Below are 24,205 nucleotides of genomic sequence, written 5' to 3'. Positions count from 1 at the left end.
CCGCTTCACTATCGACTGCCACGGCTGGGGCAGCAAGCTGGCCAAACGCATCGGCACCAAAAAGGCCAAGGTTACCGTCGCTCGCAAAATGGCTGTCATCCTCCATGCCATCTGGACTGATGGCACCGAATTCCAGGCAAATATGCGCACCGCCTGAACCAATCTTAAACCAACCGGAATCCGCCTTCGGCGGAACAAGCGTCCCTGCCGAGACGAAGGTGTGGGCAATCTCGAAGTCGTCCCAGCGGGCTTACGCACCGCGTCTTTACATCGGGATGCCACACCTCTTGAGCGCCATCATGTGGCGCTCCTGCAGAGACGACCGCGGAAACAACCATGAACCCGGCAGCGGATCATTTTTGTCGATCGGGGTTGACACCGTGCCCGCGATTAAAGAACGGACGACTAGCTTGTGAACCTGAAAAACTTGCGCACGCAGCGGCGTGTTAGTGGGGGAGGCCGGCTGTCAAAGGGCAGTCGGCAGCAGCGTTTCGCGCGTGCTGCGCATGAGTTCTACAGCCACCATGGTCGGGTTGATAATTGAAAATTCTGCACCGCACCGTCACATGTGGTTCAACATCTTCTTCGGTCAAAGGAGCAGCCATGGCTACCGTGAAAGTCGATATCAATAACTTCCAGTCGGAAGTTCTGGAATCCGCAGCACCCGTGGTCGTCGATTTCTGGGCCGAATGGTGCGATCCCTGCAAGATGATTGCTCCGAGCCTCGAGGAAATCTCCGTCGAAATGGAAGGCAAGATCAAGGTCGCCAAGCTCAACATCGATGAAAACCCGGAACTCGCCGCCCAATTGGGCGTGCGCTCCATTCCGGCCCTCGCGATCTTCAAAGGCGGCGAGGTGGCCGATTTCTCGGTCGGCGCCAAACCGAAGACAGCTCTTTTGAACTGGATTTCGAACGCTGCCTGATCGATATCGCTCAATTTGCCTTATTGGCGCGGGGCTGCTTGATTTCCACTCGTGCGGATCGGTGGCTCTTGGTTGGTTAGGTATTTGCCTGGACGGAGAAAGAGCCCGTGCTCCCGCTGTCCAGACGACGGTGCGAGTCGAGTTTCAGGAACTGAAACGGGAAGAAGGCGGCCTCAGTGGCCGGCAAATGACGCGAGGCTGATGGTGGCTTAGGGACGCGTTGCTTTCTGCTAAGGGCCACCCAACCGAACTAGAGAAAGGGAGCTGTGGCCTTGCTGCATTTGGAAATCTCGAGCTTCCAAGCTTTCTCACACTGATATCCATAGTTGCTATTCGGCGAGCTTGGGGGGCTTATGACGCGACACCCTGACGCGGATATTCTCGTCGCGATCGTCAGCATCTCGTAAGCTGGACTCCGCAATATCCCGTGATCAGAAACCGGCGGCGGGCCTTCTAAACGGGAGACTAGGCATGGAGTTTGTCGAGCGAGGCCGGGCTGATCGTGCTTTGTATACCATCATCGAAGAAGATGAGGAAATCCAGCATTCGAGCACGGAAGCTTCTCCGTCAGCAACTGACCATCTGGAGCAGTCAAGCGCAGTGAGCTGGGTGGAATTATCCGACGGGGAAGACAATTCGCTGGGCAGTATGTCGCCGCAGCTAGGCACGGTGCTGGCCGAGATTGAACGTCGCCCGAATCCTCGCTTGAATCGCCCCTATCGTGAGTCCGCGTTGTTTGACAGCCCTCGCCTTTTGCGAAATCCGTCACAGGGGCGCGCTAATTGCGGGCCGACGGGGATCATCGACCGCAACGCCATCTTGGATTCCTTTGGCGGTATCGCTTCGCAGATGGACATTCGCAGTTATCGGCAGTGGTGCCTCGAGCGGGGGACCAGAAGCGGGCAGGAAGCCAATACATTGACCTTGTCCGCCGCTTCGACGGAGCGCGATGATGGTCGTGAGCCGACTATCCCGGGTCAGCAAGCCGCCTCATCACGTTCCGTCGAGCCCGTGCGTCATCAAGATGCCCAGGCCCTGAGATGCGTGTTGGTGGATCGCGGAGAGTTGGTCGGACAAGCAGGGCGTCCTGATAGCGAAGGAGGCCCGCACCGCATCTCCAACGCAATGTCGGACCAGCAGAAGACGCGCGAAGCGACGCTTGCCATCGCCGGCGCTGTGCTTGCCCGCGCCGGCAATCTCGACGGATTTTCGGATTCAGAGTTGGCCGATTTGGTGAACGGCTTCAGCAGATGGCCGGACCAGCAGAAGACGCGTGAAGCGACGGTTGCCATCGCCGGCGCGGTGGTTGCCCGCGCCGGCAATCTTCACGGATTCTCGGATCAAGAATTGGCCAATCTGGTGAACGGTTTCGGCAAGTGGCCGGAAGAAGAAAAAGCACGCAAGGCGATCGTTGCCATCGCCGGCGAGCTCGGTTCCAAGGGCCGTCGCTTCAGCACTTTCAGCACGTCTGCGCTAGTCAGGGTCGCCAACGGTTTGTCGCGGAGTATCGAGGCGGGAGAGATCGCCGGCGAGGTTGCCGAACCGGCCTTGCTGAAGGACCGGCTGCATCGGCTGGCGCACTACCTCCAATATGCCGAGGATCGGCTGCAGCAGGCCGATGTCCATGCCATCGCGAGTATATTCAGGTCGTTGGGCAAGGCGCAGTTGTTGGACGATCTCGGTGCGCTGGCACAACCGGGGCTGGACAGGCTCGAGGTGTTACGTGCCGCTCCCGGGTTTAAGCGCGACAACAACCTCGAGACGATGGGCAATCTTTGCGCCTCCCTGCTGCCACTGGCTCGCAGCCCGAAGCCGGTGTTGCGCTGGCACCGCAGGTCGGCGCTGAACCTGCTCAACGCCATCCAGCCGGTGGTGGAACACAAGATCGATGCCTATCTCAAGCCAAGCCAGGCCGAGCGCACCAGCGGCGCCAATGCAAGCCGCTTCCCGGCGCTTTCGATCTACCAGGTGCTCAAGAGCCGGGCGGTGCTGGAGACGCTCTACCGGCGGCCCTATGTCGATGGCGACGAGCTCGCCTTGCAGGCCAGGCAGCAAGAGCTGCACGGCAAGACCAGGCAGATCCTGGACAGTACCCGCGCCCTCATCTACGCCGACCTTTCCTGCAAGAGCTGGAACGTGATCGCCGAGATCGAGGCGAAGGAGCCGCTCGAAGCGCTCGACACCTTCATGGCGCAGAACGCATCGATGATCCAGGCCCAGCATGCAGCCGCCAGCTTCGATGTCCATCGGGTCCTTCAGACCATGGACCACGAGCCGAGACCGCCGCAAGGCGATGCCGGACTGATGCGGCTGCCGGTGGTTGACATGCAAGGCCGGCCGCTGGGCAGCGAAGCTGAGTTGCGCTATTCCATTTTCCACCGCTTGACCTCGGGCGCGGTGAAGGTGGTGGCGGTGCAGCTAAAGGGAGTTCCGACTGGCGCCATGCTGACACGCACGCTCACCGTGGAGGGCGTGCCCTACCGCATGGACCTGTTCGGCGGCAGCAAACTGAGGCCGCCGGAAAAGAGCTTGAACCAGCTTGCCTCTCAGCTGCCCTTCGCGGCCGAAGAGGTCCCAAGCGGCAAGCTTTTGGCGATCCCCTATGCCGAGACGGCTCCGGGTACGGCCTTTGAGCAGCTGTCGCGGGCCTGGGCGCCGTTCAAGGAAGCCTATTACTATACCCAGCGCCGCGGATTTGCCTCGCCGCCGGGCATCCCCGACATTGGTCCGCACGATTATGCGCTGGAAGGGTGCTTCAAGCTTTCCCTTCTGCCCGATCGCCCCGCAGCTGCAGTGCATCCCTTCCGGTTCGAGGGGCGAGACGGCGAGATCGCCTTGCGGCCGCATGACGGCTGCGGCTTCATCAGGGCCTCACTGGCCGAGCGCATGCCGGCCATTGCCCGGGCTCGCCACGACGCTCCTAGGCGGATGCCGGCCTTTGCCGATAAAAGGCAATCGGCGGTACCGCCCTCAGCGCTGCAACATTATCCGCGCAGCGTCGAGGTGGCACAGGAGACCCGCGAGAAGGCTCTGGCTTGGCTCGAAACCCATCAAAGCCTCACCCCCGAGGAGTTGTTCCGGACGGTCACGGGCGGGCATATCGAAGGTTCGGGCGCTATCGCCGTGCCGTCCAGCGACGAATACCTGCATGTGCCGACGGGCAAGAGCAAGACCTTGACCCGTGACGCTGGCGTGCTTGTCGGACGCTCCCCCTATGACAAGCCCAACCTGCGCCCGTTCGCCGCCGACCGGGTCAGGTCGGCGCGCGATGGCGATCGGACCGCGGCGTTCCTGGATCGGTGCGTGGCCTTCCAATACAGCTTCAACGTCGCGCACAAGTCGGAGGCTGGGCTTGCCGCCGACGATCCGACCTTCTTTGCCAAAGGCATCTTGATCGTTGTGCCCGACGAAATGTGGCCGGCAGACTTTGCCGAGCGCGGGGTGGTGATGTCTGCCGAGGACGTAAAGTGCCATTCGCGCTGGCTGGAGGCAAAGGACCGGGTCAAGGCCGACACCGCGCTCGAGTGCGTCGGCATCCTGCAGGCGACGGAGGTGTTCGCGCCCGGCTCTTTGGTTGCGGTTCCGAGCGCCGAACAAAAAAAGCTCGACGGCGATTTTGACGGCGACGCCGTCATCATCATCGGCGACCGAGCTCGCCTTTACGAGCATGTGAGCCAGTTCGACGCGCAGCTGCAGGCGCGCGGCATCGCCTCGCTGAAGCCGCCGAAGTCGCACACGCCGGCCATTGAGAAAGGCGGCTACCAGTTCAGCCGGGCCAAGCAGATCCTGTCGGCCTCCGGGCTGGTGCTGGAGACCTACAGCTGCCTGCAGCGCAACATGCTGGCGCAGCCGCTGGAGGCGCAACGCTGGTTTGCCGAGCGTGCCATCTTCGGCACCTACGAGGGCATTCATCCTGAGCTCAAGGCCGACATCCGCGCACTGTTGCAGGAAGATCGGCCTGATGGCCAGACCCTCCATGAGCTCATCGCCAGGGCGAGGGAAGACAGCAAGGCCGCCAGGCATCCGGTGGCCTGCGAACTGGCCGCCTTGCTAGTGGCCGAGCTCCAGGACTGGAACCTGCAGCTCAATAGCGAGCCGGCTCATGAGCCATCGGACGTCAAGCAGCAGTTAGCGCGATCCGTGACCTCAACCGGCGCGAAGCCCGCCGTCAGCGCCGACGCCGGCGCGCTCTTCCCGAAACTCAGCGAATCCTATCCGGCAGCCGCTGACGCCAGGAAGCGTATCGACTTCCTGCTCAACCACTACCAGCCGCGCATCGATCCGCGGCCCGACGGCTACAACCCGGACGATCTGCGTGAAAGCGCCATCAATCTGTTGAGCGTCGGCATCAAGGTCGGCACGGACGCCTACAAGTCCGATACCGGTACGCAGGTGTTCACGCAAAAAGCCAACGAATTGCAGCGGCTCTTGGAGCGGAGGCCGGGCTTCAGGCCGGCGCCCTATGTCAAGGGGCAGGCGGCAAAGCTCCACCAGGGCCGGTTCGACGTCGATGGCAGCCTGGCGGATCTGAAGGACAACCCCACGCTGGCAGCCTCGGTCATGGAGGCCTCGATCAGCCTCGCCGTCGAAAAGCGGATCCTGCCCAGCGCCTTGGCAATCTCGGCCGACGACGACCCCGCCAGCAGGATAACGCTGAGCAGCGAACAGGCCCTGGAGCGCGCCACGCAAGAAAGCGCGATTACCGAAACTGTGCATGCGGTTGCTGAGCTTTTGCAGCAGGACGGCATCGAGGTGAAAATGCCGCATCTTGACCAACGGTCGCTCGGGCAGGTAGCCGACGAGTTGACCGGCCAGAGCGTGAGTGCGGCGCAGGCGGCCCAATGGGTCACCAATGCCGTGCGCCATGTCTTCGAGATCCCGGACGAGGCTTTTACGCGCGCCTTCAGGAAGGCGGCACTGGCCTTCGAGGAGCGGGACTGCAGCGAGGTCGAGACCACCAACTGGTTCATCAGGATGGACACCCCGCGGTTACGCGGCGTTCGCACGACGTTCAGAACCGCGCAGAATTATCGCTTCGAGGTCGAGTTCCATACGCCGGCCAGTTACCGGGCCGAGCTCGCGCAGAGCGAAGGCGAGCTGGTCCCCGTTCCCCGTGGCGCCTGGGAGATATTGCACTGGGGCTCGTCAGGAGAAAGCAGGTCGAGGGCGGCAGCGACCTCCAGGTCGACCACCGTCGCAAGACAACAGATTGCGGTCGCTCGCTCGCCGCAAGCCGGCGAGATCCTCGCGGCCCTCGGTACGCGGCCGGTAGTGCTCGTCGGCATGCCGGCGAGCGGCAAGTCGCGCATCGGCGCCCAGCTTGCCAAGGAGTTGGGGGTGGAGTTTGTCGACATCGATCAGCGTATCGTCGCCGAGCACGGCAGTCTGATGGAGATGTTCGCCGACCCTGGCCGCGGCGAGGCGCACTTCAGGGACCTGGAGACCAAAGAGCTCGCCAAGCAGTTGGAGAGAGGGCCCATCGTCATCGCAACCGGCGGCGGCTGCTTTGGCAAGGAGTCCAATCGAGCCCTGATCCTTAATAAGGCGAAGTCGATCTGGCTCGACACCGAGCTGAAAGAGCTCCGCAGGCGCCTGAAGGGAGACACCAGCCGGGCGCTGCTGCAAGGCGTCGACATCGAGCAGAAGGTTGACCAGCTGCACAAAGAGCGCAGTCCGTTCTACCAAAAGGCCGATATCAGGTTGCCCATCGTCCCGCCCTTTCAAAAAGAAAAGAAGGACGCCCGCATTTGCGTGAAGGAACTCTACGCTTTGCTGTGCAGCGACAGGGAAGCCGCTCTGCCCGCTGCCGAGATATCACATGTCTCCGGTGCTTCCGGCGCCGCCATCAGCATGTCCCCAACGGCGCATGCACGATGATCATCACAACGGCTATTGCAGCACGCTGCGATCACCGATCTGGGTCGAATAGTTGGATTCGATGCCCCAGATCGCAGCGATGATGTAGCGGTCGACGCCAGAGGCCCTTTCAGTGCGTCGAACTGCATCTTGTATTTGGCGAGCATCTCGCGGCCCACGGCGAGGCGGTTGTCGTTCACCAGGACGTCGAGACAGTCCCAGATCGACTTGGTGAATTCCGGTTGGGCGTCCAAGAGGTCCATGATGTGCAGTGAAGGCGCGACGATGAAGCGTTGCGCCGGGCTGCATCCGGCCACATTCCGGCAATGCAATTATCAAAATTGGTCGCCGCCTGACGGATGGCGTCCGCTGTCATCAAGGGATGGCCGCAAGCGCCGTCCTCGCCGCTCCAGCACACCATTCCGTTGGCTCCAGGTATGGGGATGTCGGCCTTCTGGTCGGAGAGCAGGCCGGAAGAGCCGCTGCCGCTTTGTGATTGCCCGCGTACCTCGCCGGCATCGAGCAGCGCAGAACCGCGGCAGAGATCGCGCGATTGCGGCGAGCGAACGAGCGGTTGCCCATAGAGCCCGAGATCTTAAGAAAGTCCATCGCGATCTTTGCTGGAAAGCGGACCTGAGAGTCCGCTTCATCGAAGATCGGCGCCGATTATTCGGTGGGGATGTGGGAGGTGCTTGGCGTCTCGCCGGGCGGCTATGATGCTTGGCGCTCGCGCCCGGAAAGCGACGTCTGCCGCCGATTGTGACCTCTTCACGACATCCGGCGCGGTCACCGCGACGCCAGCGGGCATTATGGCCGCCCGTCTATCCACGTCGGTTGGAAGGCGCAGGGCCACGGGGCGAGCCGTGGTCGCATCGAGCGGTCGCTGTAGCGTCATGGCACCGGGGCCATCAGGCGCGGCCACGCCGGGGGCGGACCGCTGACAGCCGCCACGACTGCCGATTGCCCCCAATCAGCTGGATTGCCACTTTATCGGCGCAAGGCGTTTCGATCGTAAGACTGTTTCACGCGATCACTCAATCGAGTGCGCCTCGCATATTGCCATCTGGCAGGGGAGACGACTGGGACTCAGGAAACGTTCTGGGTACCGAAATCGAGCCGGTGACGGCCGGGATTGCCAGCTCTCTCCGAACCTTCGCAGCTTGTTCGCGCTTTGGTGAGACAGCCTCTCGTCGCGGTCCGGGCGTGAGCTGGCGGCCGAGTTCGGGCGCGAGCGATTCGAACTTCGCCCGCAACTCGTCGGTTAGGGCTCCTGCCTCTGCGTCACCTTGAAGCACGAGAGGATTGAGTAACACCAGGAGCTCAGTTCGCTCTTTGGTTTGTTCAGTACGCCGGAATGCCGCTCCCAGAAGCGGAATGTTCATCAGCAAAGGAAGCCCGGAATCGGCCCGGGAAGTGCTATCCTGCATCAACCCACCAATTGCAATCGTATCCCCGTTTCGTGTCGATACGGTACTCTGCAGGCGGCGTAGCGAAATCACAGGGGACTGGATATTGGTGAGCTTGTTCTTGTTGGCGGTGCTAACCTCCTGAAAAGTGTCGAGTGTGACACTACCGCCGGCGCCTATTCTCGGCGTAACAGCCAAAATCACGCCTGTGTCACGCAGTTCGACGTTGCTGATGATCGGTGAGTTCTCGCTTGCCGGGGATTGGGATGATCGGGACAAGATAGGGACCTGCTCGCCGACCTGGATCGTCGCCGGCTGATTGTCGACCGCGAGAATGCGTGGCGCGGATACAACCTTGACGTCCGCCACCTCGCTTAGCGCATGCAGCACAACGTTGGCACTTGTACCGGGAAACACATAGGACAAGCCACCTTTTGGAACGGCACCCAGGCCACGAGAGGACAAAAGATAGTCCACCCCGTACCCCAGGCCATCGTTTAGCCGGACTTCCGCGACAATTGCCTGGATGAGAACCTGACGAGGTTTGACATCAAGACGACGGATTGCGGCGTCGATGATCTTGGCATCGTGCGGTGCCGCCAGAATAACAAGCGCGTTCTGGCTGCGATCCGCCTGGATCCGCACCGGCGCCGACAAACCGAGACTGGCCGGGACCACCACCGCTTCGTGCTTTGCTTGCACCGTTTGCGTGTTCGAGTCGGAGCCTTCGTTCGCCGGGCTGGACGGGTTGGGGAGAAGGTCCGATCGACCGGGCAGGCTTGCCACCGGCACCTTGCCGGACTCTCCATCGGACTGTGCGGGCGCCGCAACGTTCGGCTCAGCGCCGAAGATTTGGGCGAGCACCTGAGCCACTTCCGTCGCCCTTCGGTACTTCAGTGGCCGCACTTGAACGTTTGCTGCTGCCTTCGACGTTCTGTCGAGCTTCTCGATTGTCTCACGCGCGTGCTGGAGCGCCGCAGGGTCGTCGGCAACCACAAGAATGCCGTTCAACCGCTCCAGTGATGCAAACCGGACTCGCGCTGGGCCCCCAGCATTCTGATTGAACAGAAAATTGAGGTCTTTCTCGACTGCGGCGGGACTTGCCTGAGCCAGGGTATACAGTGCAAAGGACTTGTGGAGCATGCTATCGATGTCCAACAGGCCTATGAGTTCACGAGCGGAACTGACGCCACCGGGCGGCCCGCTGATCGCAATGCCTCGTTGTCCGGGGGCAGGCGCCAAATGAACGTTTTCCTCGACGTTCGGTCGGATGACCTTGATGACCTCGACTGGATCGACATAACGAACGGGAATTACCTTAACATCGCCGCGCCCTCCGTCGGCGAGGTCAGCCAGACGCGCCACCCTGACTCCCCGGTCAACTGCCGCCAGTCCGTAACCGGACTTTCCCAGCACTTCGTCCAGAAGCCGCGGAACATCACTCGCCGGCACCTTGCCGGACGTCCGGAGCGTTATCTTTCCCTCTACGCCTGGATCGATCACAACGGGCATGGCCAAGATATTGCCGACGACGTCATTCACGACCCGCCGAATATCAGCATTGACGTAGTCCAGACTGACGCGTGTGCTATTGGTGGTGACTGGTAGCCGCCGTTCCGAGGTTTCGGCGGGCGGGGCGGATGGCTGGGTCAACACTTCAAAGCCTCCCGCGAGCGGCGCGCCCTCCGAATATGTATGTTCGGACACCTTCCGGATGCCGCTCGGCGGATTCAGTAGAACGCTGCGCTCAGCGGTTGAGCCTGCGCATCCGGTGAGGAGTAGACAAAGAAACGTGAGTACTGTCGGGCGCGAAGAGGGGCACACTTGCGGAAGATGTGCATTCATTCAATGTTTCCATGTGCCAGCGCAAAGCCATCCTCTAGAGTTTTGGCAGCGCGAGCGATGTTGGGCTGGCGCTCAGCGGCGAAACTTTCCCGAGGATAAGACAAATAGCAGCTTGATGATTCTTCCGAGTGTGAGTACCGGACACCCGCCAAGCTGCAAATTAATTCATCGATATGGCTCCATAACGGGAAGTGATGGAGCTGCGAGTGCTCCGTACCGAGGTCGATTGGGACGCTAAACGCTGGACCATTCCTGCGACGAAGATGAAGAATGGTTGGGACCATGTCGTGCCGCTATCGCGGCAAGCGCTCGCGATCCTGAAGCGTGTGCAACATATTACCGGCAATCGGCGGTACGTATTTGCTTGTGCCAAGGACGCGCCACTGTCCAGCAGAACGCTTTGTCATCGGCTGCGTTCACTTGGCATCGACACCAAAACGGAGCATTGCGCCCACGGCTTCCGTGCAACCTTCTCGACCCTTTGCCGCCACGAAGAGATCAATGAAGCCAAGGTCTGGGACGGCGACATTGTCGAAAGGCAGTTGGCGCACCTTGATAGCGACTCGGTAAGGTCGATCTACAAACTGGCACGGACCATTAGCGTTGATCGGGTCGCGCACCAAGTTGATGCAACATTGGGCCGATCGCATCGATGGCTTTGCCGATTCGAAAAAGGTTGTGCCGATTATCCTCGGACAACAAACAAGATACTTGAGGCCTATCTGAAGTCGAAGGGGTTATCTCAGGGAGACATTATGATCAACTACACGCCGTTCGGCTACTCCGACTGGCAGACGATCGTGTCTGATATACAGTTCGGTCGGCAAGAAGACGGCCGTGGTCACCATCAACGGCGACGCCAACATTCCATTCTACAATGAACTGGGCAACCAAGGGACTAGGGCGACCGACATTCCGGTCGGTACCTTCTCGGTTGGTGAAGAAGAACTCTCCGGTATCGACACTTAGCCATTGCTCGGTCACCTTGCTGCCTGGAACTATTTCCAGTCGATTAAGACTCCGGAGAACAAGAAATTCATCAAGGACTGGCAAGTCTACACCAAGAACCCCAAGCGCGTGACCAACGCTCCAATGGATGCTCACTATATCGGGTTCAACATGTGGGTGAAGGCAGTGGAGAAAGTGAAGTCGACGGATCCGGACAAGGTGATCGACGCGCTTCCTGGCATCGAAGTACCAAACCTGACCGGTGGCATGGCCAAAATGCTGCCCAAGCACCCCATCACGAAGCCGGTCCTTATCGGCGCGATCAGGGCGAACGGCCAGTTCGACGCAGTCTGGAAGGCGCCTGGTCTGGTGGCCGGCGACGCTTGGTCGAAGGAGCTCGACGGTTCCAAGGACCTAATCGGCCACTGGGTCGACAAGAAGTGCGGCAACTACAGCTCCAAGACCAACAAATGTTTGGGTTCGAGCTTTCACTAATCGCACCGATCAACGCAATCTTAGCGCGGCCCAGAAATGTGAGCGGCAGCCGTCTTTCGGCCAATTCGACGGTTGTATCGCTCGGTGTTGGCTCCCTGTATTTCGTTGTGCTGCTGACCATCCGATCCCGGTGAAACAGGTTCTCGCGGGACTAACGCCTCAAGGCTCTCGACTTCGATTGGCATCCTCCGTGAACGACGGCAATCGACGCGCGAGAGACGGGGTGCACATGATCGCCGGAATCCCGAAGAACGCTCGAGGGCTATCGAAGACGCCGCTTGGCGGTCGCGTTGTTTCCTCATGAATTCGCTCCTTGTCTTGGCGGGGAGACACGCCGCAAATTCGGACTAACTGCATCTTGATCGGAGCCTTTCCGATGAATTCGTCGAATGGGCTGCCGGACAATGGCGACGCATTGATTTTTGATGGCCGGGAAGGAGAGAGACCAGGACAGTGACGCCCGCTCGCTGCGGGTCGCAGACGATGCGTTCGACTATGACCCAACCAAGAACGGCTTCAATGGCGTTCGAGCTGACTAATGAGCACGGTTGGGACCGTCCCTCCTCTGTAACCCCGCCCCAAGGGCCGCTCGTCCACTACGAACCGCTTGGTGCCACGGCCCCGCGGCGGCCTTTCGGACGCCTTCGCCTAGCGGTCAAATGGACGTAGCGCCTCACCGTGAAAGCGCTCTTCCAACTTGAGAAGAAGTATGACCGCACCCGGCATAACACCTGCCGAGCTTCCCGTCATGGTAAGCCGGTTTGCGCCAGAATTGCTGATCGAGTTCCTGTGGCCTGTCATTCTGTTTTCTCTGTTAGGCCAGCATGGCGCTCGCTGTCGCTCCTCGGTTCTATGTCGCCATGGTTGCAGCGTAACATCATGCGCGCTATCGTAGCCGAGTAGATTTCCTATTTGGACACGACCGGAAGCTGGATCGGTGATTTCTACACGCCCGGGAAGCGCCGGATGCTGCAGAGGGAGTATTTTTGCCCCTAGACCAATGGGCGCACTCGGGAACGTTCGTGCCGGCCTTGCTTCATCGCCGCCGTCGGACGCGTTCGTGAACCTTCGGCTTGGCTCGAACAACCTGCTGTGAGAACGCGCAGTCCAAATCGAGGCTCGGTCAGCGCGTTTTGGTATCGTCCGGCGCGGCACACTTTCCCGCATTGCCGGCAGCGATCCCCGTTTCGAACAATCCAGGGGCAACCGCCTGCCCGTCAAAATAGACGCCCATCTGGATGGCAATACCGACCTTCTGCTTATCGGCCGTTGTCTTCTCATCCAACTTACGCCTAGCCTCCTTGATGGAACGAACGATGTCCCATTCGTCGTGTGACCCATAGCTGTAAGTCACCGATGCGCCAATGCCATAGTAGGCGCGAAACTCCTTTTTTGAGACGGCCTTCAGTCCCGGATCCGTCTTGGAGGCGCTGTCGTAATATTGGTCGAGCTTCGTCAGATCATCGTGACCATCGAGCCCAAAATGGTAAGCAAAGTCGGACGGTCCGGTGAAGTAGACAAAATCGAAAGCGCCCAGCCCATCTGGACCGGCGAGAACGTTGGTCCACATCAACATGTATTCCGCACCGTTCGCGCCGGACGGCAGCGATACTTCGGGCCCTGCAGAGTCCAGGAGCCAAGCGGCTTTCGGACCGAACCCGCTTTCGACACGCTCCTTGATCTCGGCCGCGACCTTGACGTTTTCGCCGAAATAGCTTCCCGCGATTGTCGAGATCGGGATGCTGAGATAGCCGACAACCTTCCCTTTGGCCTTTTCTGCGTCGATGCGCGATCGGATCTCCTGCACCTTTTTCTGGATGGGATCGCGCATCTCTGATCGCACGCAGTAGCAGAACGTACCGACGCATTCTGTCACGTTTTCGGCTCGCGCTGGTTCCGATAACGCTGTAAGCCCTCCGATGATGAGGCTTGCAGTCCATGCTGTAATTGCGCCTTTGATCATAGTCAGCCCCTAGTGACAGCTATCGGCATTTCGGAGGGCGTCCGTCAAAACGTGTGCCAGCCGGACGCCGCCGAGAGCGAGCTGGCGATCAACGACCGGAATCATTTTCGCGTAGTAGGCATCCCCCAAGTTGCCGTCAGCGGGGATGTCGTAGGCGGTCTCGACGAATCGATGAGCCTCAGTCGCCCAATCGACAGGCGTCCCCCCTTCCAGCGCGCTGATATCTCGGCCATCAAGCCAACCCGTCTGCAGCCGCGTTACATAGGTTCCCCAAGCATAAACCGTGTGCATGATCAGGCCCGTGTCCCACACGGCGTACAAGTTGCTGGGCTGTCCGAAAAACGAGACGGAAACACTATTTCCCCCCTGTCATCCTTACCGTCGACACCGAAGTGTGTCTCATCGTGAAGCGGCTGGTGTACGTCGCCTACGAAATGAATAACAAATTTCAGGGCATCAGCACGATCAGCGGCTGACTTCGAGCAGTTCAATTCTTCCTTCGTCTTGCCGGCAGCCCATGAGCGGAAGGAGAGGTGATTGTAGATCCGCATGAATTCACCGAGATAGATGTCGGTGACGCGGCCGTTGCCTCGTATCACCACCATGTTCTCGTCGTTCTGGTTCGTCGACGCTCCGCTGAAGTTCGCGGATCCGGTAACCACCCAAGGATCATCGCCAAGCGGGTCGGCAAGAAGAAACTTCGTGTGAATGTACTCGACGTTCTCACTGAACGGGTTCTTTCTCTCTTCGAGCCAATCATCGAAGGCGTTCAGAGAGAACCACTTGGGCGGCCCGACGACGATCTGATTGGAGCGCACTGCGCGGATTTCGCTAAGGACTTCGCCGGCGTTAGGGCCCTGGCCGGGCTTCTCGAGGAGAATATATCGGACAACGTCGGATTCCGTCTTGAGCAGGTCGACAAAGGGGGCAGGGACACCGAACGCGCCGGTAAGGAAAGCCGCCTTCTTTGCGTCAGCCATCATCTCGACATACCAATCGAGAGCATCGAGGTTGGAGCGTGGGCTGAACACAGCGATTCGGCCATCCTTCGCGGCTACGTCTCGCGGAGCCGGAGTGTTCTTCACGTTGACGGGCTTGAGATCCTTGGCTTCAGGATCATCGGAAAGTGCGGTCCAATACTCAAGGTATTGAGCCGCGATGGCCGGGTCACGAATAATGTGGCCAACGTTCAAATGTCCAAAGATTCCATTGGTCGTCACATTTGTTGAGCCGGTCCAGACCGATATCGGTCTGCCGTTCTCAAGCAAGACGATGAACTTGTTATGGGCGATGTAACTTGGGTTGGCCGTACGCGGGATACAAAGCGCCTTGATCTGCTCGGTCTTGATCGCTTCTTCGTTCTTCTGCTTCGGACCCTTTGCGTTCTTCTTTGCGTCGTAAATGATCTTGATGTCAGCGCCGTTCATGCCGCTCGTGTGGAAGGCGTCGAGGACGTCCGGATACTGGAACTCGTAGATCGCGGCTCTCAACGAGAAGGTGCGGTCCTTTGCTTGTCCGATAAAGCCGATCAACGCTTCGTGGAGACCCCGCGACAACCAGGCATAAGCTTCGGGACCAACTTCATCGGGATCCTTGTTTCCGTATCGGTTCGCGTAAGCTTGCGAAGCGATAGCGCCCCGATTGAAGAAGACGTCGTGAACCTCCTCGAGGTCGTGTCCCTCAGTAGAGACCGCCAGTTCGACCGATTCCGCCTCCTGTGGTGCATCGGGTGTGCCGCGGATCGCCACTACCCTGTAAACGTAGGAATGCGCGCCTTTCGCTGTGAAGTCAGCCCAAAGGAAGGACTGGATCGGGTGTTTATTGGTTGGCACACCGGTGCCGGGCGGCAGCCCCGGATCGCTGATCTTGAACCGCTTCTGACCTTCAAGCCAATACGCGTCGTTCTCGGTCCTATCGGTTCTATGGAAGCCGAAGCCCAACAAGTCGTTGGTTTCAACCTGGTCCATGTTGACGCCGATGGTGACGACGTGGTTGCCGGCAATTGCTTGAGCGCGCATCGAGTGACCGGCGGCTCGCTGACTGGCTCGCATACGAAAATCTCCTTTAGAAATCACCCGGCGAAATCAACCGAAGCTCATGCAAACGGGGGCCTGAGCAGAACCGGTGACGATCGGTCCAGCGTCAGCCATGGTCCTTCGAGGCTCAGGACGGGATTGCAAAATGTCCCGTCAGACAAGTTGTTGGCGCAAATGCTTTTTGACGAGCCTGCGCCGGACGGCCTCAAGCCGCTAACCAAGGCTCGAGCGCAAAAGCTCTTGAAAATAGCGATGGAGCATTGCAACCTTTAGGCGAAATGTCAACGGAGCGTGGAGCGAAATGAAGCGGCCCGGAAGGGATGCGGACCTTAGATCGAGAAACGACCGGCTGAGCATGGGCAAGGCGCTCCGCCGCTCGGTGCCCAGAGAGGCGCACGCGGAATTGCGTATCCCCGGCAACCGAAGCGCCTTGGCAATCCTTAAGGAAGGCGACGTCGACCGGGTAAAGACACTTCTTCCGCTCCGGTACAAAAGAATGGCCGAAAGCCCATTCGCGTATCTCCGGGGGGCGGCGGCAGTCATGGCGCATGATCTGGCCCTCGGGCCGATGACCGGCCTGACGGTTCAGGCCTGTGGTGACGGTCATCTCATGAACTTTGGTGCTCTTGTTACTCCGGAAGGCAATATTGCGTTCGATGTCAACGATTTTGATGAGACACTGGACGGCATCGATTTCACGGTCGATTTGAAGCGTCTCGCCGCAAGCGCCGCTGTAGCGGCGCTGAACGCTGGTTTTTCGGCGCGCGAAGCTCGATCCGTAGCCGAGCACGTAGCGAGTGCATACCGAAAGCGGATGCGTATTCTGTCCATGCTTTCCCCTGCCGAGATATGGCACAGCCGCATCGACCTGGAAAACGAGATCGAGAGGTTCGGGAGCCGAGCATTGCGGCACAAACTTCGGACGACCGTCGACCGGGCGAAGGGGAGTGGCCTCTCTAAGGATGACAATTTCCCGCATTTTGTCAGGAAGCGACACCGTATCGCCGACAAGTGTCCGACGATTTTCCACTTCGATCAGATGCCGCCCAAAGAGCGTCCGCCCGACCCCAAACGGCTCTTCGAGAACTACCGCGATGCCTTGACGCCCGACCGGTCGGTTCTTCTCGATCGCTACCGGATGCGGGATATCGTGTTCAAGGCCGTCGGCGTCGGTTCGGTCGGCACGTTCTGTTGCGTTGCGCTCTTCTTGACGGCCGACGACGAGCCGCTCTTTTTGCAAATCAAGCAAGCGCAGCGATCCGCCATGGAGCGTGTCGATCCCAACGCAGCATACGATGGTAATCAGGGACGTCGCGTGGTCGAGGGCCAGCGAAAAATGCAGGCCGCCAGTGACATATTCTTGGGCTTCTCCCATGATTCCGCTTCGCGTCGCGAATTCTACGTCCGCACGCTCAAGAACCGCAGGTTGGGTGGCGTTGGTGAGATAGCCGAGCTGGAAGCGCTGTATGAATACGCGGCGCTATGCGCCAGGACGCTCGCGCGGGCGCACGCTCGATCGGGAGAGCCCGCCAAGATTGCAGGCTACATCGGAAGAAGCGCCATTATGGATCGGGCAATTGCATCTTTCGCGATGGCTTATGCCGATCAGACCGTCACAGACCATGATGAGTTAGTCCGCTCTCGTCGGTCAGGTCCGACGCGACGAGGCGCGAAGTAGTGCGGCTTCGCGGCGACCAGGTGGGGAGATCAAAGGTCCGACCGAAGTCTCCTCCTGCAAGACACGCCGCTCGAGCGATCCGGCGATGGCGCACGCCATCGGTAACGCGATCGACGAGAAAGATTCCCTGTATTTTCTGCCGCGCGGCTCGCCCAAAGCCAGCCATTCGATCCTCGCGCGGCTTCCAGCCGTCTAACGCGCATGGAGCGCCTTGTTTAGCATCATGGCCAATCTGACGCCGGCCCTGCTGAGCTGGATGGCAACATCGTTGGTCGCGGTCGTCACGTAGTCGTCCGTCAGCCGGAAGCTGCCGTGGGTACCGGGGCTTGGGAGCTGGCCGTAGGTGTCATTCTTGGAGAGTGCGAAAGCCTCCCTGGCCCAGTCGGCGGGCCCGCCGGATTGCCGTTCGTTCTGCTGATTGACCGTGATGTGACCGATCAGGCCGGAGGCGACTGTTTCTGGATCTGTTCCCAGCGGGCTCGACGAATTCGGTGTCCAGAAATCGTGGAGATTCCCCGCGCTCAAGCCCGCCGCGGAGACGCGCCTGTCGTTGCCCCCGCGATCCTGATCGTCGGAGCTGTGCAAAGGCTGGTGCACGTCACCGACGAAGTGAAGCAGAAATTTGAGCGCAACCACGCGCTCCTCAGCATCGGTGGCGGGATCCGCAAGTTCAGCTGCGAATTGCTCAATTTTATTGGCAATGCAATCCGCAGCCGGTCCATCCGACGCCGGCGATCCGCCCGGAACCGCCGGATGATTGAAGCACGCAGAGTCAAGGTTCCCGTCAGAGATCTCAATATCGACGAAGTGCCATTGCCGGGTTCTTACCCGCGAGTTATCGATGTTGGCATCTCGGTATCTGTCCGCCCAGTTCGCCGCTGATGCCATATCGTGCGGGGTGAGCGTATCCGTATCAGCCGCAAGCAAGGCGTTGACGCGCTTGCGAACGTCAGGCTCCAGAAACGATTGTGCGACCAACGCAACGATCTGATGGCCTTCGGGCCCCACGCAAGGCTCGGGTTGATCTGAGAGCTGTTGAACATGGCGCCGCAGGCGAGTGCGGCCAGGCCTAAGCGGAGTCGGGTCATGAGCATCTCCTCTAGGATAGTCGGACGAGCGATGAACAAGCTTGGTCAGTTAACGGGTTTGCGCAGGGCGTCCTGAACCTCCGCCAGGCGAAGAAAAATCGGGTCGGTTTGCAGCGATTGTAGAATGGCCTCGACGAGATCGGCGGGAAGGCCGATTGTCTGCGACAAGACCTGTCGAGCAGTCGGAGACGATGCGATCGTAAAGAAGTCGAGGCTGCCGCAGATGCCCGTCCGTCTGAGCTGCGCGACATGTTCGTCCCGCATCAGGCGACAGAGCTGTGCTTGCGAGATCCAATCGATGATGAGAAGGAGCTCGTAGGGCAGCCGCAGCCACAGAATGAACGGATTCTGACAAGCGAGCACTTCGGAGTTGGTCACAACTCCAACTCCGAGAGCCGGTCGATCTTGTCGCGGTCCATACCCTAGATCATCAGAAGCGATGAATTTCTTGGCACGAACTCCGCCACGGGGTCTGGCTGATCGCTGTTGATCTTGATGACCTGCGAAGCGCGCCGGACAATCGAGGTGATAAAGATGTCGGGTATGAAACCTATGGTGAAGGAAAGCAGAATGACCGAGACATTCGCCCCGTATTGCGGGGTGATATGACGTACAATCCCGGCGATGATGGCTGCCGCAAGCATGCGCGCGGCGTAGTAGTAAAACGAAATGGGGTAAATGTCGTTATTGTTGATCCGGTCGAGCAGCCGCCAGTTGATGTAGATGTAGGCGCCGATGAAGCCGAAGCAGCCGGCAACGAAGGTGCCGCTTTGATAGCTCTGGATCGTCGCGGGATCAGCCTTTCCGATCACTGCAAGGCCGCCGAGAATGACATTCGGTACTTGGAAATACTCCGGTTTAAAGTAGACGGCGTTGGTCATCATCCAGCAGAACATGACGACGAACGCAAAGGTGGTCATTGGCAGCGCATAATACTGGTCGAAGATCGCCGGCTTGATCGAATTAAGGTTGCTGAAGGCGATCTTGTGCGAGGTATTCGAAACAGTTCGGTCGTCGAGTGATGCGAGTTTCTCAACTTGCCTCTGCAGCGAGGTGGACTGCGCATAGCAGATCAGCAGCGGCAGCGCCGTCAACATCATTGCCATCAAGATCAAAACAACAGGAGCGAGGTAGAACTGTCCTTCGCGTATCGCAGAATAGCCGGCGATGCCGCCGCCAATTACGACGCAGACCAAAAGGGCGGAAATAACGTGGCGCCACACTACTGAAATCCTGAAAATAAACTTCTAAAAAATTTGCAAGTGCTATCGCGTCGGTTTCGTAACCGGCATTCACAAGTCTGAAAGAGTGCTTCGACCTATGATTGTATAGACGTAACCATACATAAGTACCATCTGGAGTCGAGTGGGGCGCTCAACTTATTTGTCAGATGTCAAGGTAAGGCCTTGTTCGGGTCGCGGCGCACGCAGCTCTCGGAGGAAAGAACTGGGCTGCTGTGGGCGGTCCGTTCGATCATTGCCAGATCCGCTGACGTTGCCGCCCGTCGCACCCCGGATCGTACGGGTTGTGAGCGGGTGTCGCGGGCGCCTGGAGCGCTTCGGATTCTGGTCGATCAATCATAGCGTGGGGCCGTGGGGACTTGACGACTATGAGAGTAAAGCGGATATCGCCCCTGTTGGATTGCGGCGCTTGATCTGCGGGCTGGGGATGGGTTCGATCATCCGGGGGCTTTTTGCCGATAGAGCCTGGACCGTCATGCCGGGACGTCGCTACTGCACGACCCGGACGGTTGAACCGCTTTGTCGAGAGTCCAGGATTTTACTGGGATCGGCCTGGATGGCGCGTGCGTGCCTTTGCCGTTCAAGATTCGCGCTTACAGTGCACGAAGGGAGGGCTACAACCCGGTGGAGAGGAGCATGGCAGACCGGTTGACAGGTTTTTTCCGCCGCGAACGGCGGCTGGCAGCCGTTTGCCGTTCTCGTCGCCGGCGCGCTGTGGACGGTCATTCCGGCATGGCGGGAGGCGCCTGGGCCTATTACAAATTCCGGGTCGAGCGCGATGACGCGCGAAAGCTCGAGGCCCAGCGTCCGTTTCTTCAGAAGAAGCTCGAAGTCTATTTCGATGCAGTCCGCGCTGCCGGCAGGCTGACCGATCAGGCTTTGGCTCCGACGAGCCCTGAATGGAAAGTCAACGTCCAACGATTCCTGGCTCTGCGATGGAGCGAGCTTGAGATGGTTGGCGACGCCGGCCATCCGCGAGGCCGCGCGGCGGGTCGGTGAGCGGATCGCTGAAGTGGAGCACAATCCTGCGCGCGACCGCCACGATTTGCGTTGGATGGAGTGCCTGTCCGATGAATTGCGGCTGTCCCTCGAGCAGAGCTGGGGCTACCAGCCCGGTCCCGAGCGTCGGACAGCTATTGGAGAGAAAGTCTCAGACTTGCCGAAGGGATGCACCAGCGGCCCGGGGAAAACCCGTGATGTTCCGCGGGATGTCACCGTTCGAAGCGGAGGAGAACCTCGGCAACAAGCCGGTGATCGCGGTCGATCAGCCTCCGCGCTGATGCTGGCCGATCCCGACCTTGCTCGCGGCTGCCCGGCCTGCCCAGCTGACGTATCTTGCAACCAAGGATGTTGCAGATGGAAGGTCCCCGGCCTCGTCAGCGCCGGCTTTGGGCATCGCACTCCAGCGCATAGGCTTCCTCCAGGCGCGCGTCCGGCGGAGACAACATGACCGCTAGGCGGCGGGCTTGGGACGCCCGTGTTCCCCACGCCGAGCCTCGACGCAAAGCAAACGAACTTGGAGTTTCGAGTTTGCTGGTCACCGGAATCATCCCCTTGATTCTGGAGCGGATGCTGGCGGACCAGGAACCGAAACTCAATTCTTGAATAAAAGGGCAAACGGAGTCCGCCGGACCGATTCTCGCAAGCCTTGACTATCGCAAAAGTTGTGAAATTCTGGCGCGTGTATTCGGACAGTTTTTCTCTCGCAATGATTGGGTGCTTCCCGTGAGCCTATTTTGTCGCCGGGCACCGGCCCTAAGGCCGGCGCGCGCCGCTGGCATCCGTGCCGTTGCAGTCTTCGCCGCCAGTCCGATCGCCATGGTTCTTATGCTCGTGGCATTCAGCACGGCTGGTCTCGCCGAGCCGGTCCGCAAGAGCGGCTATGCCGTTGGCGCGGATCGCTGTGGGGCGTTTCCCCGGATCCAGATCGACATGAAGAAAGGCTTTTGTGCCGGTCTCGTCGCCAGCGATGAGGACGGCCTCGAATTCCCCCGTTCCATCGTGCAGATCCCCGGCCATGAATTGTTCGTCGTCGCCGATATGGGAGGCTGGAATCGTGCCAATGGCCGGCTCCTGGTGCTCGATCCCAAGGCGGCCGAAGGCAAGCGGCTCAAGGAAGCAATCACAAACCTCGAATATCCATTTGGACTGGCGATCGGACCCGACAGGAAGGTCTATGCTTCGACCGCCGAAATGATCTTCCGCTTCGACCCGCTCGCCGCCGACCCGCGCGGCACGATGGAGGTGATCGTGCAGGGGCTGCCGGGCCGCAGGATCACACTGCCGGATGGCACAAAGATCGCCGAGAGCAGCCACTCGCTGAAGCATTTCATCTTCGATCGGCTGGGACGCATCTTTGTCAATGTCGGCTCGCATAGCGATGACTGCATCACAAGGACGCCGATCACGAGGCCATGTTCGGCGGGCGAGGGCCCGTGGCCGCTGGCATCGATCTGGATGTTCACGCCGCCGGCCGGCGGCATCTTTCCGGTACTCAAGCCCGGAGATGCCAATCCGCCGCGCGAGATCTATGCGCGTGGCTTGCGCAACTCGATGGCGCTCGCCGTCCATCCGCGGTTTCCGGATCCGGGCTACGCCTTCCTGCAGGGCGAGAATGGACGCGATCTGCAGGACATCTTCAAGCCGAACGAGGAAATTAACGCGCTGGAGAAGGGCAAGCACTATGGCTGGCCGTATTGCTATGACCTTTCGACCGCGAGCCCGGAATTCAAGGCCGTATTGCAGTCGGGCCCCTACAAGAACCTGTGCAACAACGCCGTCCTCTATAAGCAGCCTTACTCGCTGTTGCCGCCGCACAGCGCGCCGCTCGGCATGCTCTATTACCACGGCAGCAAGTTTCCCGAGCTCGAGGGCAGGTTGCTGATCAGCCTTCACGGTTACCGGCCGACCGGCAATCGCCTCCTGATCTACGACGTCGACGACCACGGCTTTCCAAAGCTCAGCCCGCCGCCGGTTCGCTACCAGGTCAGCTGCGCCTCGGAGCCAACCCGGGCCTTTCAGACCGACGATGGCCCGGTCAAGGCAGCGCCCTACGAGGAGCTGATCTCGGGTTGGCACCGCGTCAACGGCGCGCGTCCCCGCGGCGCCCCCGTCGGAATGACGGTCGCCGGCGATGGCGCGATCTGGCTGGTCGAGGACAAGAACCAGACCATCATCCGGATCGACCGCGCCAGTGGCGAGCCACCGTCGGCATTGCCATGCGACATGCGCTCCCAGGCCCAGATCGACGAACTGGTGTCGTTCGTCAAGCAGGATGCGCAGAAGTCCGGCTACCTCGCCTCGGTCCGTGCCAACCTGGTCGAAAAGCACTGTGTCGGTTGCCATACGGATTTCGGCCTTAAAGCCGGCCAGAGCGATGCCCAAAAGGATGAGGCGGTGCTGCGCTTCATGCTGGGGCAGGACGGCTGGATGTATCCCGGAGACCCGGATTCCGGGAGGCTGCGCATCCGGCTCCGCGGCATCGGGGCCGAGAAGCAGATGCCGCCGGGCGGCGAGAACCTGCCAAAGACCGAGCCGGGCTATTTGCGGGTGCTCAATCTTGCCGACTATCTGGTTGGAAAGATGGTTCCGGGGACCCGCATGCGCATCAAGCCGGGGCGGCCCGAACGCCAGTTCTTCAGCAAGGAGGGCAAGGTCTGCGGCGAAATCCCGACCACCAAGGTCGTCGTGGTGACGCAAAAGGACGCCACCGGTAAGCCCGGCTTCAGCCGTTTCTACCGGCCGGCCGACCCCTTCCTTAATGGCGACTGCAGCGACGGCGATGGCTATTACATCCAGAGCAATTACCTGGTGCCTCTGTTGTGAGATCCTGCTGGCAGGCTGCGCGGCCGCAGCCACCGAGCCGCGGCTCTTTCAGAGCAGCCAGGCAACGCCTAACGGTGAATACACGTTCGGCATCGAGGGGCCGGCCGCCGACCGCGACGGCAACCTGTTCGTCGTCAATATCGGCAAGCCGGGCACGATCGGAAAGCTTGCCGCTGGCGCGGCGCGATCGGAGAAGTTCATCGATCTGCCGGAAGGAAGCGTCGGCAACGCCATCCGCATCGACCGCGACGGCACGATGTTCATCGCCGATTACAAGAAGCACAACATCTTCATGCTCAGGCCGGGCAGCCGCGAGCCGCAGGTGTTTTTTCATTCCGATCAGATGAACCAGCCCAATGACATCACGCTTGCAAGCAATGGCGTGATCTATGCCAGCGATCCGAACTGGAAAGGACGCAGCGGCCGGATATGGCGCATCGTGCGCGGTGCCGATGGAGCGGTGGGCGGCGAGGTGATGGCAGCTCCCCGCGCCATGGGAACCACCAACGGCATCGATCTTAGTCCCGACGGGAAGCGGCTCTATGTCAGCGAGTCCAATTCCGGGCAGATATGGTCCTATGCGGTGGGTGAGGGCGGCCTCGCCGATGCGAGGCTGATCAGGACATTCGAGCCCGATACGGTCGATGGCCTGCGCACTGACGTTGCCGGCAGGATCTTCGTTGCCCGCATCATGCGCGGCGCGATCGCCGTTCTGCGGCCGGACGGCGCCGTTGAACGGGAAGTCGCGCTCGGTGCCAAAGAGCCGACGAACCTCGCGTTCGGCGGCAGTGATGGCAAGACCGTCTTTGTCAGCCAGCGGCAGGGCGGCTTCATCGAGACGTTTCGCACCGATCAGGAAGGCCGCGAGCATTGTCTGCAGCGTGGCCATTGCTAGCCGGC

Annotated in this window: 11 protein-coding genes and 5 pseudogenes; 9 read left to right on the top strand and 7 right to left on the bottom strand. The window is 60.1% G+C overall.

Translation table 11 applies throughout. From position 1 onward, the window contains the following. Positions 1-25 precede the first annotated feature (25 nt). The 3 genes and pseudogenes from CI41S_RS16175 to CI41S_RS16165 all read left to right on the top strand — a co-directional run. Positions 26-157: pseudogene (locus CI41S_RS16175) on the top strand (IS110 family RNA-guided transposase); the annotation flags it as partial. Between the two features lie 446 nt (positions 158-603). Then, entirely contained in the window at positions 604-924 is a 321-nt protein-coding gene (trxA, locus tag CI41S_RS16170; RefSeq protein ID WP_028349587.1) for a thioredoxin, read from the top strand. A 1,047-nt stretch (positions 925-1,971) separates the two neighbouring features. Further along, complete coding sequence (locus CI41S_RS16165) at positions 1,972-6,801, top strand: shikimate kinase (RefSeq protein WP_430650028.1); 4,830 nt, start codon at positions 1,972-1,974, stop codon at positions 6,799-6,801. Positions 6,802-6,816: 15 nt separating this feature from the next. Here the strand turns inward: CI41S_RS16165 and CI41S_RS16160 are convergent. Both CI41S_RS16160 and CI41S_RS16155 read right to left on the bottom strand, forming a co-directional pair. Continuing rightward, positions 6,817-7,306, bottom strand: a pseudogene (locus CI41S_RS16160) (lytic murein transglycosylase); the annotation flags it as partial. A gap of 508 nt (positions 7,307-7,814) precedes the next feature. Further along, positions 7,815-9,839, bottom strand: coding sequence for a secretin N-terminal domain-containing protein (locus CI41S_RS16155; protein ID WP_172628069.1), 2,025 nt, complete (start codon positions 9,837-9,839; stop codon positions 7,815-7,817). Between the two features lie 386 nt (positions 9,840-10,225). Here CI41S_RS16155 and CI41S_RS44415 point away from each other — a divergent pair. Continuing rightward, a pseudogene (locus tag CI41S_RS44415) lies at positions 10,226-10,552 on the top strand (tyrosine-type recombinase/integrase); the annotation flags it as partial. Between the two features lie 165 nt (positions 10,553-10,717). After that, positions 10,718-11,474: pseudogene (locus tag CI41S_RS16145) on the top strand (transporter substrate-binding protein); the annotation flags it as partial. Between the two features lie 1,123 nt (positions 11,475-12,597). On the opposite strand, the gene CI41S_RS16140 reads toward CI41S_RS16145, so the two are convergent. Next, positions 12,598-13,305, bottom strand: coding sequence for a hypothetical protein (locus tag CI41S_RS16140; RefSeq protein ID WP_139486157.1), 708 nt, complete (start codon positions 13,303-13,305; stop codon positions 12,598-12,600). Between the two features lie 141 nt (positions 13,306-13,446). Beyond that, positions 13,447-15,404: pseudogene (locus tag CI41S_RS16130) on the bottom strand (S1/P1 nuclease). A 424-nt stretch (positions 15,405-15,828) separates the two neighbouring features. Between CI41S_RS16130 and CI41S_RS16125 the strand changes: the two are divergent. Then, positions 15,829-17,151 (top strand): DUF2252 domain-containing protein, encoded by a 1,323-nt coding sequence (locus CI41S_RS16125; protein ID WP_244626542.1) that lies wholly within the window; start codon positions 15,829-15,831, stop codon positions 17,149-17,151. Positions 17,152-17,343: 192 nt separating this feature from the next. On the opposite strand, the gene CI41S_RS16120 is transcribed toward CI41S_RS16125, so the two are convergent. From CI41S_RS16120 to CI41S_RS16110, 3 genes are all read right to left on the bottom strand, one after another. Then, entirely contained in the window at positions 17,344-18,159 is an 816-nt protein-coding gene (locus CI41S_RS16120) for a S1/P1 nuclease (RefSeq protein ID WP_172628068.1), read from the bottom strand. Between the two features lie 125 nt (positions 18,160-18,284). Then, entirely contained in the window at positions 18,285-18,617 is a 333-nt protein-coding gene (locus CI41S_RS16115) for a hypothetical protein (RefSeq protein WP_139860303.1), read from the bottom strand. A gap of 44 nt (positions 18,618-18,661) precedes the next feature. Then, positions 18,662-19,462, bottom strand: coding sequence for a hypothetical protein (locus CI41S_RS16110; RefSeq protein WP_139860301.1), 801 nt, complete (start codon positions 19,460-19,462; stop codon positions 18,662-18,664). A gap of 654 nt (positions 19,463-20,116) precedes the next feature. Between CI41S_RS16110 and CI41S_RS16105 the strand changes: the two genes are divergently transcribed. The 3 genes from CI41S_RS16105 to CI41S_RS16095 all read left to right on the top strand — a co-directional run bounded on the left by CI41S_RS16105 (position 20,117) and on the right by CI41S_RS16095 (position 24,200). Then, entirely contained in the window at positions 20,117-20,479 is a 363-nt protein-coding gene (locus CI41S_RS16105; protein WP_139860299.1) for a hypothetical protein, read from the top strand. Positions 20,480-21,307: 828 nt separating this feature from the next. Then, positions 21,308-23,305, top strand: coding sequence for a PQQ-dependent sugar dehydrogenase (locus CI41S_RS16100; RefSeq protein ID WP_430650027.1), 1,998 nt, complete (start codon positions 21,308-21,310; stop codon positions 23,303-23,305). Beyond that, positions 23,262-24,200 carry an SMP-30/gluconolactonase/LRE family protein gene (locus CI41S_RS16095; RefSeq protein ID WP_172627122.1) on the top strand — a complete coding sequence of 313 codons (939 nt, stop codon included), beginning with the start codon at positions 23,262-23,264 and terminating at the stop codon, positions 24,198-24,200. Before CI41S_RS16100 ends, CI41S_RS16095 begins: the two co-directional genes overlap by 44 nt. Positions 24,201-24,205 lie beyond the last annotated feature (5 nt).

It is taken from the genome of Bradyrhizobium ivorense, from assembly GCF_900696085.1.
Taxonomy (GTDB): Bacteria; Pseudomonadota; Alphaproteobacteria; order Rhizobiales; family Xanthobacteraceae; genus Bradyrhizobium; species Bradyrhizobium ivorense.
The sequence above is the reverse complement of the archived record's forward strand: the minus strand, read 5'-3'. Positions and strand labels throughout refer to the sequence as shown.

Bases quoted from the DNA above. Each gene is read 5' to 3' on its own strand.
- trxA (WP_028349587.1), top strand. From the start codon at position 604: ATGGCTACCGTGAAAGTCGATATCAATAACTTCCAGTCGGAAGTTCTG.
- CI41S_RS16140 (WP_139486157.1), bottom strand. From the start codon at position 13,305: ATGCGCGATCCCATCCAGAAAAAGGTGCAGGAGATCCGATCGCGCATC.
- CI41S_RS16125 (WP_244626542.1), top strand. From the start codon at position 15,829: ATGGGCAAGGCGCTCCGCCGCTCGGTGCCCAGAGAGGCGCACGCGGAA.
- CI41S_RS16105 (WP_139860299.1), top strand. From the start codon at position 20,117: ATGGCAGACCGGTTGACAGGTTTTTTCCGCCGCGAACGGCGGCTGGCA.
- CI41S_RS16100 (WP_430650027.1), top strand. From the start codon at position 21,308: ATGCTCGTGGCATTCAGCACGGCTGGTCTCGCCGAGCCGGTCCGCAAG.
- CI41S_RS16095 (WP_172627122.1), top strand. From the start codon at position 23,262: ATGGCTATTACATCCAGAGCAATTACCTGGTGCCTCTGTTGTGAGATC.